Annotated in this window: 11 protein-coding genes; 4 read left to right on the top strand and 7 right to left on the bottom strand. The window is 41.0% G+C overall.

The window, feature by feature from the left end; all coding sequences use genetic code 11:
- Positions 1 to 102: 102 nt before the first annotated feature.
- The 6 genes from MORIYA_RS04965 to MORIYA_RS04990 all read right to left on the bottom strand — a co-directional run bounded on the left by MORIYA_RS04965 (position 103) and on the right by MORIYA_RS04990 (position 6,312).
- Entirely contained in the window at positions 103 to 1,008 is a 906-nt protein-coding gene (locus MORIYA_RS04965) for an alpha/beta hydrolase (protein WP_112713207.1), read from the bottom strand.
- A 103-nt stretch (positions 1,009 to 1,111) separates the two neighbouring features.
- Positions 1,112 to 2,506, bottom strand: a complete 1,395-nt coding sequence (locus MORIYA_RS04970; protein ID WP_112713209.1) for a wax ester/triacylglycerol synthase family O-acyltransferase — start codon at positions 2,504 to 2,506, stop codon at positions 1,112 to 1,114.
- Between the two features lie 22 nt (positions 2,507 to 2,528).
- Positions 2,529 to 2,825: a polyhydroxyalkanoic acid system family protein gene (locus MORIYA_RS04975; RefSeq protein ID WP_112713211.1), complete on the bottom strand. Its 297-nt coding sequence runs from the start codon at positions 2,823 to 2,825 to the stop codon at positions 2,529 to 2,531.
- A gap of 136 nt (positions 2,826 to 2,961) precedes the next feature.
- A complete protein-coding gene (locus tag MORIYA_RS04980) occupies positions 2,962 to 3,495 on the bottom strand; it encodes a lecithin retinol acyltransferase family protein (protein WP_112713213.1) in 534 nt (177 codons plus the stop codon).
- A gap of 47 nt (positions 3,496 to 3,542) precedes the next feature.
- The gene (locus MORIYA_RS04985; protein WP_112713215.1) at positions 3,543 to 4,097 is read right to left on the bottom strand and encodes an NAD(P)H nitroreductase; all 555 of its coding nucleotides are present in this window, start codon (positions 4,095 to 4,097) and stop codon (positions 3,543 to 3,545) included.
- A gap of 184 nt (positions 4,098 to 4,281) precedes the next feature.
- Complete coding sequence (locus tag MORIYA_RS04990; protein WP_112713217.1) at positions 4,282 to 6,312, bottom strand: NADPH-dependent 2,4-dienoyl-CoA reductase; 2,031 nt, start codon at positions 6,310 to 6,312, stop codon at positions 4,282 to 4,284.
- A 415-nt stretch (positions 6,313 to 6,727) separates the two neighbouring features.
- Between MORIYA_RS04990 and sppA the strand changes: the two genes are divergently transcribed.
- The gene (sppA, locus tag MORIYA_RS04995; protein WP_112713219.1) at positions 6,728 to 8,590 is read left to right on the top strand and encodes a signal peptide peptidase SppA; all 1,863 of its coding nucleotides are present in this window, start codon (positions 6,728 to 6,730) and stop codon (positions 8,588 to 8,590) included.
- 185 nt (positions 8,591 to 8,775) lie between these two features.
- Entirely contained in the window at positions 8,776 to 9,786 is a 1,011-nt protein-coding gene (gene ansA / locus MORIYA_RS05000; RefSeq protein ID WP_112713221.1) for an asparaginase, read from the top strand.
- Between the two features lie 113 nt (positions 9,787 to 9,899).
- On the opposite strand, the gene punC is transcribed toward ansA, so the two are convergent.
- Complete coding sequence (gene punC / locus MORIYA_RS05005; RefSeq protein ID WP_112713223.1) at positions 9,900 to 11,138, bottom strand: purine nucleoside transporter PunC; 1,239 nt, start codon at positions 11,136 to 11,138, stop codon at positions 9,900 to 9,902.
- A 108-nt stretch (positions 11,139 to 11,246) separates the two neighbouring features.
- Here punC and punR point away from each other — a divergent pair, with 108 nt between their 5' ends.
- Together punR and MORIYA_RS05015 are read left to right on the top strand one after the other, a co-directional pair.
- Positions 11,247 to 12,149 carry a DNA-binding transcriptional activator PunR gene (gene punR, locus MORIYA_RS05010; RefSeq protein WP_112713225.1) on the top strand — a complete coding sequence of 301 codons (903 nt, stop codon included), beginning with the start codon at positions 11,247 to 11,249 and terminating at the stop codon, positions 12,147 to 12,149.
- 72 nt (positions 12,150 to 12,221) lie between these two features.
- Positions 12,222 to 15,278 carry a DUF748 domain-containing protein gene (locus MORIYA_RS05015; protein WP_112713227.1) on the top strand — a complete coding sequence of 1,019 codons (3,057 nt, stop codon included), beginning with the start codon at positions 12,222 to 12,224 and terminating at the stop codon, positions 15,276 to 15,278.
- Positions 15,279 to 15,323: the final 45 nt, after the last annotated feature.

The following is a 15,323-nucleotide window of genomic DNA, read 5'->3' on the forward strand; positions in this document are numbered from 1 at the left end:
TTTTTTTGACTATGATAATTTTTCATATTAGGAAAACCTGCCGAATATGAAAAATTTCATTAAATTATTTATAGAAACACCTGTGAATATTGCGTAACTAGGCTATTTAAGATGTTTTTTTATGAAGTCGATAATTTGAATCAGCGCAGCCTTACTTTCAGGAAGTTGTTCAAACAAGGGGAAAACATGCGGCATTTGGTGCCATATTTGTAAATGGGCATCGACACCCTTAGCCTGCATAAATGCAGCCAATCGGGTAGAGTCATCGCGCATTAGTTCGGTACTGCCGACATGGAACATAAAAGGAGGCAAACCGGTGAAATCACCAAATAAAGGGGAAATCTCGTCATTGTGTAGATCGGTATTATCACCACCTAAATACCAATTTCGGCAATGTAGCATAACTTCTAGGCTAAACAGTGCATCACTATAACGGTTTTCAACAGAAGACATACCACTTTGCGTCATGTCTGCTACTGGTGATAATAACACGCAGCAACTCGGCATTGGTAAGCCATTACGTTTAGCACGTAACAATAGCGATAAAGCGATATTACCACCAGCAGAGTCCCCCGCTACGACAATATCTTCAGGTAACGTACCTGCATCTAATAATGACTGGTAAATGTCATAACAGCAATCCAGCGCTGCAGGAAAAGGCTGTTCAGGTGCCAGTGGGTAATCGGGAATAATGGCATGTAAGTCGAGTGGTTCAGCTAAACGCGCTATAAAATTATTATGTATTGCAGGGGTTTTAAAAACGAAGGCACCGCCATGTACATATAATAATTTTTTCTTCGTATTTGAAAATTTAAGCTGTATTTCATCACACAAAGTACCCGCACGCACTAATTTCGAGTGTTGAATATTAGCGCTAGTGCCAAATACAAATTTATCTAGCGCGAGCATCTGAAAACGCAATTTATTCACATCTTTGGTGTTTTCAATCGAGCGTTTCACTGTTTGCTTCAAAAATAAATTCAGCGCTTTGGCTTGCCAACTAATCAAAATAACCTCGAACAATATTTATACGTATAACAAAAAACTAACCATACCGGTTAGACGTTCCCTTCTAAGCCACAAAGATGGCAGCCCTAAGCCACCACTTTTTTTAACGTGAAGAGATTAGTACTGAATGCTGCTTTGCATTATCAAGAATTTCATTTGATAGGATCTCACAAGCGGCTTCTACATGACGCGAGAGTATATCTAAATCAGGCAGTTCATTTTTGCAACCCACCAAGCCGAAAAACACGTCGTCGTGATAACTATACAAAGTAATGTTGAGTGCCGTGCCTGCAGAGAGTACTGATACAGGATACACTTCGGTCAACTTCGCACCAGCAAGGTAAGCAAACTCTTGCTGACCACGCACATTCGAAACAATCACCGAACCCAATGGCGGCAAAAATTTAGAAATTCCTAACCATTCAGAAATTGACGCGCTTGCTTGGATCAATAACGAAAAATTAACCACCGACTCTGCAGGTAAACTAAACAAATCTTCTTTGACACTGCTGGTACGCTTAAAAATTGTTTCTAAATGCTCTAATGCATCGGCATCAATATTGCCAAGTTCAACCCCTGTTAATGCATTTCTACGCCCATTTCCGATCCTAACGGGCACCTGAGCAACTAATGGCTTACGTAATAAAATACCTTTTTCTTTCAAATAACGATTAAGGCCAATATCGACACAACATAAAATTACGTCATTTAATGTTACGCCCGTTATCTTGCTGATCGAGCGCATTTTTTCGAACGGTAAACGGCCAAAAGAAACAATACGCGACCGTGTAGCAGGTACCGAAAATGGTGTTCGAGGTGCGCAAAATGGTAACGCCGGCCCTTGATCTCGTAGGTTGAGGAATTTTAATCCCATCCGCGTACCTAACCGAATGATGCCGGGAATCGATTTAAGCTGTTTGAGTCCACTCATATAAGTCGATAACGCGCTTTCAATCAGCCCCACAGATTCTTTATAACCCGGACGAAATGATGGAATCTGCCAAAATGGGCGATAATCATTTACCGATTGATCACTTTGTAAATATCCTGACAACCAACTATTTGCCATCTTACCATCGGCCATCGCATAATGAATTTTAGTGAAAATAGCAAAGCGCCCTTCAGATAACCCCTCAATTAAATACACTTCCCATAACGGACGCGTCCTATCAATTAAGTGTGAATGTAAACGTTCAACTAAATCACGTAGTTGTTCATCAGTACCATCACCGGGTAACATTGACATACGAATATGATAGTTAAAATCAAACTGACTATCATGTACCCAGTAGTATAGGCCACCCATACTTTTTTTAAGCTTAAAGTTAAACGGGGTCGCAACCGCGGGATCCATGATTAATTTTTGAAATAGATCGCGGGCAAAGTTGCCTTCATAGTCCTTTGGCGGTTCAAAAATTTGTAAACCTGAAAAATGCTTCGGACTTGCGGTACTCTCACTTAATAAAAATGAGGTTTCAACTAATGATAATTGTTCCATAATATCAAGCCTTAATCGTACTTTATCGATACGAACATGCTGCCTTTGGCAACAGTTCATCCAGCGTTTCTTCAATGCTTTGCTTTAATACCAAACTCACTGGAAACAGCAGGATCCCTAATTTTAATTTTATTTTGATACTTTCCGCATCCGCATGTAAATACCCTCTGGTATGTGCATGCTGAATATGAAGTTTATCACCCCGCCATTCTAATTCAAGGCCATATTCTTCAGCTATATCAAGCATTAATTCGTCTGCTAGACGAATTATTTGATGATGCGGTAAACTATGATCGCGAATGATTTCAATACTGCCCATTATTAACTCCACTCGCTAGTGACAACTTGACGAGTTTTAAATCTAATGGACGATATTATAGGGAAAATAACTAGAAAGCGCTGACTAAACCACTAAGCGCTATGAAGGAATAAAACTAAACATAAAGAGGTATTAATTACGTATTTTCATCGTCAACATCTTGATTACTATTAGTTAATAGCACTAACCAAAATCCTGTTGAAGTAAATATTGCATGCTTCCACCAAGACAATGACGCTTCATTTAAATGTGATAATTGCGAGGCGATACCCCAAAACAATGCCGAGCGTAGACGACCACTGGTGTATTTGTTAACTAACAATGTGGCAATCAACACTAAAGCGCGGCGTAATTGTGGACTCAACACTTTCACACCACAAACTTCATGCACGAAATGTTCACAGTTATTCTTCCACAAATGATAACGCTTTTTATCTGCTATCAATTGTTCCGCATTTTCGACAATATTCTCGGCCGATAAACTACCAGGCAAGAAACCATGATCGATAATATCTTTATCATCAGAAAAATCTTGTAGACTAACTAAACCACGACCAGAACGCGCTCTCGAATTTTCAAAAACCTGACCACACCCATCCGAGATGCCCACATGATAGTAAAGTGGGAATTGTACACTGAGTAAATGTCCTTTAGGATATGGTGTCGTCATCTTATTTCCTCAGTTTTTATTGAATACTAATTCTACATTCAGTCGTGTTAATTATCCATACGAGTAACAAAACTGTCGGTATTAAGTTGGCGTATTTTTTTACACACTACTTCTGGTGTGCCTAAATATAAAAAACCCACAATTTCATCTTTTTCTTCAAGCTCAAGCTTTTGTTTTATATGACTATCATAAGCAAACCAACCTGTTCGCCAAATACCATTAAAACCTTGTGCTTGCGCTGCCATTTGCATTGCCATTACCACACAACCTGCAGACATTAGCTGTTCAGACTCAGGGATCTTGGGGTGATCTTCAATTCTAGCAATAATAGTAATAATTTGCGGTGCTCGAAACGGTGCATTCGCGGCCTTTAATACATCTTTCTCTGTTTTCCCAAGGATAAATGCCGCATCTTGAAAATAACGTGATAATGTTTTTAAACCTTCACCTTCGATGATAATAAAACGCCAAGGGCTTAATCCACCATGATCAGGTGCCCGTAATCCAGCATGAATAATATTATCTAATGCTTCACCGCTGGGGGCGGGTGCGATAAGCTGATTACAAGAATGGCGATTTATTAATAGGTCAATTGCGTCCATTATTTACTACTTCGAACAATGAGTGATAGCTAAAGTATTCAATGTAGGTGATAAAATATCAAGTGATTAATTTATTAAGATCAAAAAAGCCCATACATGATATGGGCTTTTTTACATAATAATAGTCGCAATAATAGTAACTTTTATTGTCTTGTATTGGTATTAAACGAGTATTAACTTCGCGTTAAATCGTCGCAGCTAATTCAGCACCTTGACGGATCGCACGTTTTGCATCCAGTTCACCTGCTTCAAACGCGCCACCAATAAGGTGAGTTGTAATTTTTTCAGATTGTAACTGCTCAAACAATTCTCTAAATGGTTCTTGCCCTGCACATAAGATCACATTATCAACATCTAACACTTTTTTAACACCATCAACGGTAATGTGTAAACCTTGATCATCAATAAGATCATAAGAAGCACCTTTGATCATTTTTACATTCTTTTTCTGCAATGTTGCTCGATGTACCCAGCCGCTGGTTTTACCTAGACCAGCACCGACTTTAGTGTCCTTACGTTGCAATAAGAATACTTCACGCGCTGGAGCGGTATTTTTAGCCTGCGTGAGACCACCAACAGTTTGACTATCATCGGTAACGCCCCACTCACTTAACCACTGCTTAGTATTGGTCGATAGTGACGCACCTTCTTCTTCAACCAAATATTCTGAAACATCGAAGCCAATGCCACCAGCACCAATAACAGCAACACGTTTGCCAACCGGTTTGTGATCACGCAATACTTCAATATAGCTAAGGACTTTCTCATGTTTAATGCCTGGAATTGCCGGTGTTCTCGGCTTAATACCCGTAGCGACAACAACATCATCATAGCCTTTGCCAGTTAGTGTCTTAACCGTCACTAACTGATTTAAATGTAAGTTAATGCCAAGCACTTCGATTTGTTTCGCATAATAACGCAGTGTTTCGTAAAACTCTTCTTTGCCCGGTATTTGTTTTGCATAGTTAAACTGACCACCTATTTCAGAACGGCTATCAAAAATATCAATTTTATGACCACGCTCCGCAGCATAACAAGCAAAGGCTAAGCCTGCAGGGCCAGCGCCAACAACCGCAATACTTTTTGATTTAGTCACAGTTTCAAACTTCAGTTCTGTTTCAAAACACGCTTGTGGATTGACCAGACAAGATGCACGTTTTGCTTTAAACACATGGTCCAAACAGGCTTGGTTACAGGCAATACAGGTATTGATCTCATCGGCTTTACCCGCTATCGCTTTCGCTACAAAGTTAGGATCGGCCAACATTGGACGCGCCATCGATACCATATCCGCTTGCCCTGAAGATAGGATCTGTTCTGCAACCTCAGGTGTATTAATACGGTTAGTTGTCACTAACGGAATATTAACGTGCGCCTTCATTTTTTCGGTTACCCAGCTAAATGCACCACGCGGCACACTGGTTACAATCGTTGGTATACGCGCTTCATGCCAGCCGATACCCGTATTAATGATAGTCACGCCGACTTTTTCAAGCTCTTTGGCTAATTCAACCGCTTCTTCGAACGTACTACCGTCTTCAACAAGATCTAGCATTGATAAGCGGAAAATAATAATAAAGTCAGTACCGACACGCTGACGAATTGCTTTTACAATTTCAATCGGAAAACGCATACGATTTTGATAACTACCACCCCATTCATCGGTACGCTTATTACTGCGACGACAAATGAACTGATTAATGAGATAGCCCTCAGATCCCATCACCTCCACACCATCATAACCGGCCAATTTAGCCAGCTCTGCTGTTTTAGCAAAATCCGAAATAGTGCAGCGAATAGAACGCCTTGACATCGCTCTTGGGGTAAACGGGTTAATCGGTGATTTCTTCTTACTCGCGCTCACGCTAAATGGGTGATAGGCATAACGACCAGCATGCAGTATTTGCAGCGCGATCTTGCTGCCATTATCATGCACAGCTTTTGTCACTATTTGGTGTTTCTTCGCTTGCCATTTATAAGACAACTGCATCCCGTGTGGCATGAGACGACCACGTAGGTTAGGCGAAATACCACCAGTAACAATTAAACCAACGCCCCCTTTGGCACGCTCGGCATAAAATGCAGCCAATTTCTCAAATCCATTTTTTTCTTCTTCTAAGCCAGTATGCATCGAGCCCATTAAAACTCGGTTTTTCAATGTTGTAAAACCCAGATCTAACGGCGCCAACATATTTGGATAATTGCTTGCAGACATAACTCCACTCCCAGTGGTTACACAATTGCTACTTGATTGCTATTTTTTTGATACATGGTTGTTATCTATTTATGATTTAGAGTAATTAATTTAATCGTTCATTTCAAACGCTATTTTAGCTAATACAGCGTACAAGTGTAGTTATAAATTAATGATTTCGTTTAATTTCAATCATTAACAATACATTTCATCGTGTTTAAACTAAGCTAAACTCAGTATTATTTTTGATTAATGAGAACTAGATCCGCTACACACTGTCACAGCTCTGCACTCTAAGTGCTTTAATCTAAACTAGATTTATGGCTTAATACACAAACAACATCTATATCTAAGGTACTTCACAATGCACAATCCGCATCTGAACTAACTTGGATATATAACAGTCTAATCCCATTGGGTTTACTAGGAATATATAATGAGAAAATTATTCTCACTACTCGGATTCATTCTTTCAAAAATAGGCCGTTCGATTACATTCACTCGTAATTTAATCTTGAACCTGTTTTTCATTTCTTTTATAGCAATTATTATTATTGCTTTGCAGCAGCAAAAAGAAACGCCTGTCACATTCGCAGACAACACCGCGTTGATTCTTAACTTAAACGGCGTCTTAGTTGATCAGCCTAAATTAGTTGATCCATTCGACCAAGTGATTGGTGAGCTAGTTGACGCTAACAATATCGTCCATGAAATTGCGATTTCAGACGTCGTTAACGTCATTATCAGCGCAAAATCGGATGATGCCATTAGCGCGCTTATCTTAGATCTCGCCCAGCTAAAACCGGCAAGTTTGACTAAATTAACGGATATTGCGGATGCATTAGTTGAATTCAAAAAAAGTAACAAACCAATTTATGCTTACGGTGATTACTTTAGCCAAGAGCAATACTTACTGGCTTCATTTGCTGATGAGATTCTATTAAACCCTGCAGGCGGCGTTTTACTGCAAGGCTACGGTAGCTACAGTCTTTATTTCAAAGATGCCATTGATAAGCTAAACCTGTCTTCGCATGTATTCCGTGTGGGTACTTATAAGTCATTTGTTGAACCCTTTACCCGTAGTAACATGTCGCCAGAAAGCAAAGAAGCCAAATTAAACTGGTTAAACCAACTTTGGGATACCTACACCAGTATTGTTGCTAACAACCGGTTAATTAACGCTGACGACGTCGCGCCTAAAGCGGATGTATTTATTAAGCAACTGCAATCAGTCAATGGCAACATTGCGCAATATGCTTTAAAACAAAAACTGGTAGACAAGTTATTAACGCGTGAACAAATCACTGAATACCTGGCTACCAAGCTCAACGGCAAATCAGATTCATTTGCAAAAATTGAATTCTTAGATTACCTTGCCCAGCAGCCCACCCGGTTTGAACAGCAAGGTTTTGCTAGCAAGCCTGGTGTCGGCATCATTTTCGCCAATGGTCAGATCCTGGATGGTAACCAACCTCCTGGTGCGATTGGCGGTAAATCTCTGACTAAGCTGTTACTACGAGCTAAAGACGATGAACAAATCAAAGCCTTAGTTTTACGCATCGATAGTCCAGGTGGTAGCGCGTTTGCCTCAGAGCAAATCCGAACGGCATTATTAGAACTCAAAAAATCGGGTAAACCCGTCATTGTGTCAATGGGCAGCGTCGCCGCATCCGGTGGTTATTGGATAGCCTCTGCTGCTGATGAAATTTGGGCGAAACCAACCACAATCACAGGTTCAATTGGTATCTTTGGTCTATTTGCTACCACAGAAAAACTACTCGCTAAAATGGGTATTTACAGTGATGGTGTCGGGACCACTGATTTCACAGGACTGTCTGTTAATCGAGAACTACCCGAGTACATGGCAACCATCATTCAAATGACGGTTGAAAATGGCTATAGCAACTTCTTAGCTGTCGTTGCCGAAGGTCGAGGCATGACAATAGAAGAAGTGGATAAGATTGCGCAAGGCCGTGTTTGGACTGGTCGCGATGCGCTTAACCTGGGCCTTATTGATAACCTTGGTAACCTTGATGATGCGATTGCTTCTGCCGCAGCAAAAGTAGATGTTTCAAGTGACTCATTAATTTTGATTCAAACGCCCCGTAGTGAGCGCGATAGATTACTGTCAATGTTCACTCAATCGGTTGCAATGCAAGTACTAACCGAGCTCAACATCAGCCCGAATGGTAATGTGGCGACTTGGTTAGCAACAATAAGCCAGCAAGCGGCACAACTAAATAACTACTCAGATCCGCAAGGGCTGTATGTAGAATGTTTGGTCTGTGACATTAGATAATTAAGTCACCAAGTTTAATCAGTCTTCTAATTGAGCGGTAAACACATCAATTTACCGCTCAATTCAAATTTCTGTTTTAATAACCCTATTTTATTGCAGTTTTATTAAGCAATCTAGTATCAAGCTATTCCATTAATCGATTTCAGCACTATAATCCTCCTTAAAAACGCACAGGAAATTTATTAATGGCTAAGAAATCAATCTACATCGCATATACTGGTGGCACGATCGGAATGCAACATTCAGAGCACGGTTATGTACCGATGGAAGGATTCATGACGGATTGCTTAGCGCGTCTACCCGAATTCCACCGTGAAGAAATGCCTGATTTCACCCTCCACGAATACTCGCCGTTAATCGACTCTTCTAACATGTCACCTTCTGATTGGCAGCAGATCGCAGAAGATATCCAAAGCAATTATGACAACTACGATGGCTTTGTGATCTTACATGGTACTGATACCATGGCGTACACAGCATCAGCATTATCATTTATGTTAGAAGACCTTGGTAAACCCGTTATTGTGACCGGTTCACAGATCCCACTTGCTGAGATCCGCTCAGATGGCCAAAGCAACTTACTGAACTCGCTTTACCTTGCGGCTAACTATCCTGTACACGAAGTCTGCTTATTCTTTAATAATCAGCTATTACGTGGCAACAGAACCACCAAAGTGCATGCCGATGGTTTTAGCGCATTTGCGACACCAAACTGCGAAACACTATTAAACGTGGGTATTAACATTGAAGTCATGTTAGGTGATGTAAAACCTATTACTGAAAAAACACTGACCGTGAGTAACATTACACCACAGCCCATTGCGATCGTGACACTTTACCCAGGTATTTCAACAGAAGTTATCTTCAACATTCTATTACAACCAGTTAAAGCGTTAATCTTGCTAAGTTTTGGCGTAGGTAATGCCCCGCAAAGTGAAGAGCTATTGAATGCGCTTGAAGCCGCTAACCAGCGTGGTATCGTGGTGGTCAATCTTACTCAGTGCATTAAAGGTAAAGTTAACATGGGCGGTTATGCGACAGGCGATGCCCTCGCGCAAGTTGGTGTTATCTCGGGTTATGATATGACGACAGAAGCCGCATTAACTAAGTTGCATTATCTCATCAGTAAAGAACTACCAAGCGAAGAAATAAAAATACTAATGCAACAAAATATTCGTGGTGAGTTAAGCCATTAAACTTTAGGTAAATCTTACAAATACAACAACGGGAAAGACAGCGATTGTCTTTCCCGTTTTTTTATCGTTACATTATCACTGTGGGCAAGGCCTTATAAACTAATCCACTATCACTAAGCTACAACCGCATCACTTGCATTCGCTGTTTTATGCTTCGTTAATACATAGCCAGCCATAATCACTAAACCTTGGAACAACATCACAGCAGTCACGGTATAAAGGCCATATTCAGAGAATGCAGAGACGATACTACTTGCTAAGAAACAAAACATCGTCTGTAAGAAATTAAGTAAACCTGCTGCAGTTGCACTGCAATTTTTAAAGTCAGCAAGTGCAGCATTAATCACCAATGGATAAATCGCACCATTAGCCACCGCTAAGAAACAGAATGGGATCAGAATAGGCCAAATAGTGGTTGGTGATGTCGCAAACGCAATCACCAACATAGTCACCACTGTGGTGATAAACAAGGTAATTAACCAAGGCAATAATTGCTTCGCACTAAAGCGTGTTAACAGACTACGACAACCATAACCACCAACAAGAAAAGCGACTGTCTGCGGCAGGTAACTCAGACCAATATCCGCACCTGAATACCCCATGGCAATCATAATGAATGGTGAACCGGTTAGATAGGCGAAAAATGCAGCGGAACAAGCCGCAAATATCAACATGTTACCCATGAATATTTTTGATTTAATGATCTGCTTATAATCACGTGCCAATTGCGTCAATATTTTTTCTTGTTTTTTATCCAGTGGTGCACTTTCTTGTTGCCGACTTGTTGCAAAAACCAACGCTAAGCCAATCACCACCAATACCACAAAAATACTGCGCCAGCCGAAGACCTCTTCAAGGCCAGCACCCAATAATGGTGCTAACGCTGGAGACAAAGCCACTAATGGCATAATAGTCGCAAAAATACGCTCTGACGCTTTACCTTGATAACGGTCGATAACAACCGCTTGCCAAATAACGGTACCGCAACACGCGCCTAACGCTTGGCCGAACCGAGCGAATAAAAACAGCTCAATACTGTTAGACACTGAGATCACAACCGTTGATAGCACAAAGATAGCCATGCCCACGAACAGTATCTTCTTGCGACCGATACGGTCAGATAATGGGCCATAGACTAACTGACCGAGTGCCATACCTAATAAAAAGATACTCAATGACAAGCTAATCAATGTTTGTGACGTACCAAACTCAGCGCGGATGGTTTCAAATGCAGGTAAATACATATCAGTGGCAAGAAAGCCCAGCATACTTAATCCAGAAAACCAGATCATAGTACTCATAGAGGCGTGCTTTGGGTTATTGATGGTGGTATTGCTTTGAATATTGTTCATTGCTTAAACTATATAATATTAATGATGATGATAATGACAGTTTAATACTGGCGATTCCGTTTGAGAAACGCTAATATTTCACTATTGCTTTCAAAAAAATTGATGTGTATGTTTTCCCAACAAGATCTGCAAGTTATCGACGCTGTTGCACGACGCGGAAGTTTCACCGCTGCGGCCGATGAATTATGTAAAGTACCCAGCGCAATTAGCTATACGGTACGAAATATTGAAGAACGGTTAGCCGTTAATTTATTCATTCGTCTACATCGCAAGGTGAAGCTAACGCCTGCTGGCGAATACTTTGTCATTGAATCACGTAAATTACTCAAGCAAATGGCGCACATGACGTTTCAAACCCAACGTGTGGCGAATGGTTGGAACCAAAGTGTGTCCTTGGCTTTAGATAATGTCGTGCACGAAGGTCGAATCAATACCATGGTTGGCGACTTTTACAACGCATTTCCGGATGTAGAGCTTTTGCTAACAATGGAAGTATATAACGGCGTCTGGGACGCATTGGTTGATTCACGTGCTGACATCGCCATTGGTGCGACAGCCACCATTCCAGTGAGTGGTGGCTTTGATTACCGCGGTATGGGTAAACTTAAATGGACATTTGTGATCAGCCCCAATCACCCTCTAGCACAAGCACAACAACCCATCAGTAATGCCGAACTGGCTAAATATCCGGTTATTTGTTTAGACGATACCGCACGCAAATTACCCAAACGCACGACGTGGTTACTTGAGAATCAACGTCGCCTGGTCGTTCCAAACTGGCACAGTGCAACCCAACTACTCAAAGGGGGATTAGGCATTGCTATCATGCCCGCCCACATGGCGAATAAACTATTAATGACAGGTGAACTAATCGAAAAAGAACTTATCACCACCTTACCCGTGAGTGATTGTTGTTTAGCTTGGAATACCAAGCGCATGAGCCCCGCAGTTCAATGGTTGCTGGATTATTTAGGGGATAGTGACCAATTACATCAACAATGGTTAGAATAATAACTGTTATGCTTGCCGTTGATATTCTATAATTAAGTTTATTGATTGTATTTAAAAGGATTTACATTTCCAATGGCTACTTCATTTTCAAACTTTCGTCAACGCTTTACACGTGCGCCGCGCTATCAGCGCATCTGTAGTTATGCACTCATTGCTTATCTGATTTATGCCTTACTGTTAGGGTTGCTTGTCCCTTATCTAACGAAAAGTATTGTCCCAGAGAAAGTAAGTGCATTACTTGGTCGTCCAGTACTCATTGAAGATGTAACCATTAATCCATTTACTCTTACGTTTGAAGTTAAAGGCTTTGAAATTCAAACACAGGAACAACAAGATTTCGTTGGCATTGGGCGGTTAACGCTACAAGTTAATCTATGGAAGAGTTTATTCAATGGCAGTATTAATCTTGAAACGATAGAAATTGACCAAGCCTTTGCCAATATTGAAAAATTCAATGATAATCAATTCAACTTTTCAGATATTCAAGAATACATGGCCGCACAAACCACGCCAGCAGAAACACCAGAACCGGGCGCGGAAGAAAGCAACGACGCTAGCGGATTGCCACACATTCAAATTGCTAATATCGGTATCACCAATTCGGCATTCAACTTTAAAGACCAGCCGAGCGGTGCGGTATTGAATTACCCTGCGATCAACATTGGGCTAACCAAGTTTAATAGCCTTGCCATGCTGGTGAATCCAAAACAAGCGAATGCGCCGACACCAACTTACAACCGCTTCAATTTAAGTATTGAAGGTGCTGACGAAAGTGCAGTAACAACCACAGGGCGATTCCAGTTAACGCCGTTGGAAGCACAAGGTAGTCTGGCACTTAAACACATTAAACTAATGACATTCTGGCCATTTATTGCCAAACAAATCACGGCCAAGTTAGAGTCTGGCGTTGTCGATTACACCACTAATTACCGCTTTATTGGTGATACAACCCCAGCTGAAAATACCACAACGCCACAATTCATCACTGACTCGGGTGAATTTGCGTTACGCTCACTGATATTAACCTCGGCAGATAACGAACTTATCAACCTCCCCTTATTCACCGCGTCTGGCATAGCGCTAGATTTACAACAGCAACTGGTGGCGATAGATAATATCAGTACTGACGGCATGCAACTCCATGCCAGCGTGCATCAAGGCGAGGTCGATTTAGCCACGTTATTAACGCCAACATCATTAACTGATAAGCAGCCACCTAGCGCAGTTGTTGCGCCAACTGTCACTGAAAAATACAGCGCCGATGCACAGGTATGGGTAATTAACCTTGGCGAATTTAATCTAACCAATTATGATATCAACATCGTCGAATCGTGGATAACGAAAGCAACAAAATGGCGCATCTCACCACTAAACTTCAGCACCAAAGCAATATCGAGCAGCTATAATGCGCCTATCGACTATGAACTTGCGCTGAGTATTAATGATAACGGTAGTTTTGCTTCACAGGGTAGCATCGACATTAAACAGCAATCCATTACCGCGCACATCAGTCTAGAAAAACTAAATTTAACTCAATTTCAGCCTTATATCACCCCTTACCTGAATATCATTTTGAACAGTGGCTATTTCACCACCAAAGGGGACTTTTATGCTGATAGCAAAGGTACCACGCGTTTCAACGGTGAAGTGCAAATCGAAAAACTGGTTATTAATGACAAAAAACTCAATAAATCACTGCTTAAATGGCAAGATTTTACCATCAACAATATTGCGTTTGATCAACAAGCCAATAGTTTACTCATCGATCACATCCAATTGATCCGACCTTATGCGCAAATTATCGTCGCAGCAGACAAAAGTTCGAACATATCTAACTTAGTGATAGAGCAGAAGTTAGCGGATAAAACGTCAAAGGTAACGGCTACAGCAGCCGTAAAATCCGCCACTGCCACGGAAAATACAATGCTAATTGAAATAAACAAGTTCACCCTAACCGGCGGCAAGATCGACTATACCGATAACGTGCTTACACCTAGTTTTTCAGCTGTCATCGACAATATAGAAGGCCATGTCGGTAAACTATCTTCGACAACAACCAAAAATGCAGAACTTGATATCAAAGCTGTCGTCAATAAATACGCCCCTATGACCTTAAAAGGTGTGGTTAACCCATTAATCCCAGAACCTTTTATTGATGTCGAATTTGTATTTAATAACTTTGAATTACCATCCATGACGCCCTACACTGGCACCTATGCGGGATTAGATATTGATGAAGGTCAGCTTTCGCTTGCGCTTAAATACAAGCTAGAAAAAAATCACTTAGAAGGCAGTAACCATATTTTTATTGACCAACTGGATATGAATAATACCAAAGACAGTGACGCTGGCAGTTTTCTGCCCATTACCCTCGCTATTCCACTGCTAAAAGATAGCCGTGGTGCAATTGACTTAGGGGTTAACGTGTCAGGTGATCTTAACGATCCAAGTTTTAATGTCGGTGAAATTGTACTCAAAACATTAAGCAACATTATTCTTAAAGCAGTAACATCACCATTTACATTATTAGCAAGCCTTGTTGATAGCACCGAAGATTTAGACAAAGTCAGTTTCGCTAATGGTTCCACTACACTCGCGCAAGTAGAGCAGAGTAAACTAGATTCATTAGCCAAAGCGTTAGCACAACGTCCTGAAATAAAACTGAACATCAAAGGCAGTTATGATGCAAACGCGGATAAAAAAGCGCTACAAAATAGCGCATTAAATAGCAAACTGAGTCAATCAACAGGCCGTATCATTGAACAAAGTACCAACGCAGCAGACTTACCGGTATCGGCAGGTATGACCAATGCGCTGATTGCCTTATACGAATTAGAAACCAAAGGTAAAGCGGATGCATTACGTAATGCCATTGCGACCCAACAACCCGCACTCGCCGAACCTGAATTGGAACAAGTTTGGCTTCGCAGTTTATATACAGAAAGCAGAAAGGTTCAAGTCGTTACTGAACAGCAATTAAGAGGACTCGCAAAATCTCGTGCAAATACCATTAAGTCACATTTACGTGAAGTCAGTAAAGTGGATGCGGGTCGTATTTTTGTGCTCAGTCATCAAAGCAATGTGCCATCAACAAGTACCGAAACAACCCTGACACTGGTTGTAAAGTAAGCCAGAAAAATCGCCTCATTGAATTATACACCCAGTCAATGAGGC

The organism is Moritella yayanosii (genome assembly GCF_900465055.1).
In the GTDB taxonomy this organism is placed as follows: Bacteria; Pseudomonadota; Gammaproteobacteria; order Enterobacterales; family Moritellaceae; genus Moritella; species Moritella yayanosii.

Bases quoted from the DNA above. Each gene is read 5' to 3' on its own strand.
- sppA (WP_112713219.1), top strand. From the start codon at position 6,728: ATGAGAAAATTATTCTCACTACTCGGATTCATTCTTTCAAAAATAGGC.
- MORIYA_RS05015 (WP_112713227.1), top strand. From the start codon at position 12,222: ATGGCTACTTCATTTTCAAACTTTCGTCAACGCTTTACACGTGCGCCG.
- MORIYA_RS04990 (WP_112713217.1), bottom strand. From the start codon at position 6,312: ATGTCTGCAAGCAATTATCCAAATATGTTGGCGCCGTTAGATCTGGGT.
- ansA (WP_112713221.1), top strand. From the start codon at position 8,776: ATGGCTAAGAAATCAATCTACATCGCATATACTGGTGGCACGATCGGA.
- MORIYA_RS04985 (WP_112713215.1), bottom strand. From the start codon at position 4,097: ATGGACGCAATTGACCTATTAATAAATCGCCATTCTTGTAATCAGCTT.
- MORIYA_RS04970 (WP_112713209.1), bottom strand. From the start codon at position 2,506: ATGGAACAATTATCATTAGTTGAAACCTCATTTTTATTAAGTGAGAGT.
- MORIYA_RS04980 (WP_112713213.1), bottom strand. From the start codon at position 3,495: ATGACGACACCATATCCTAAAGGACATTTACTCAGTGTACAATTCCCA.
- punC (WP_112713223.1), bottom strand. From the start codon at position 11,138: ATGAACAATATTCAAAGCAATACCACCATCAATAACCCAAAGCACGCC.
- MORIYA_RS04975 (WP_112713211.1), bottom strand. From the start codon at position 2,825: ATGGGCAGTATTGAAATCATTCGCGATCATAGTTTACCGCATCATCAA.
- punR (WP_112713225.1), top strand. From the start codon at position 11,247: ATGTTTTCCCAACAAGATCTGCAAGTTATCGACGCTGTTGCACGACGC.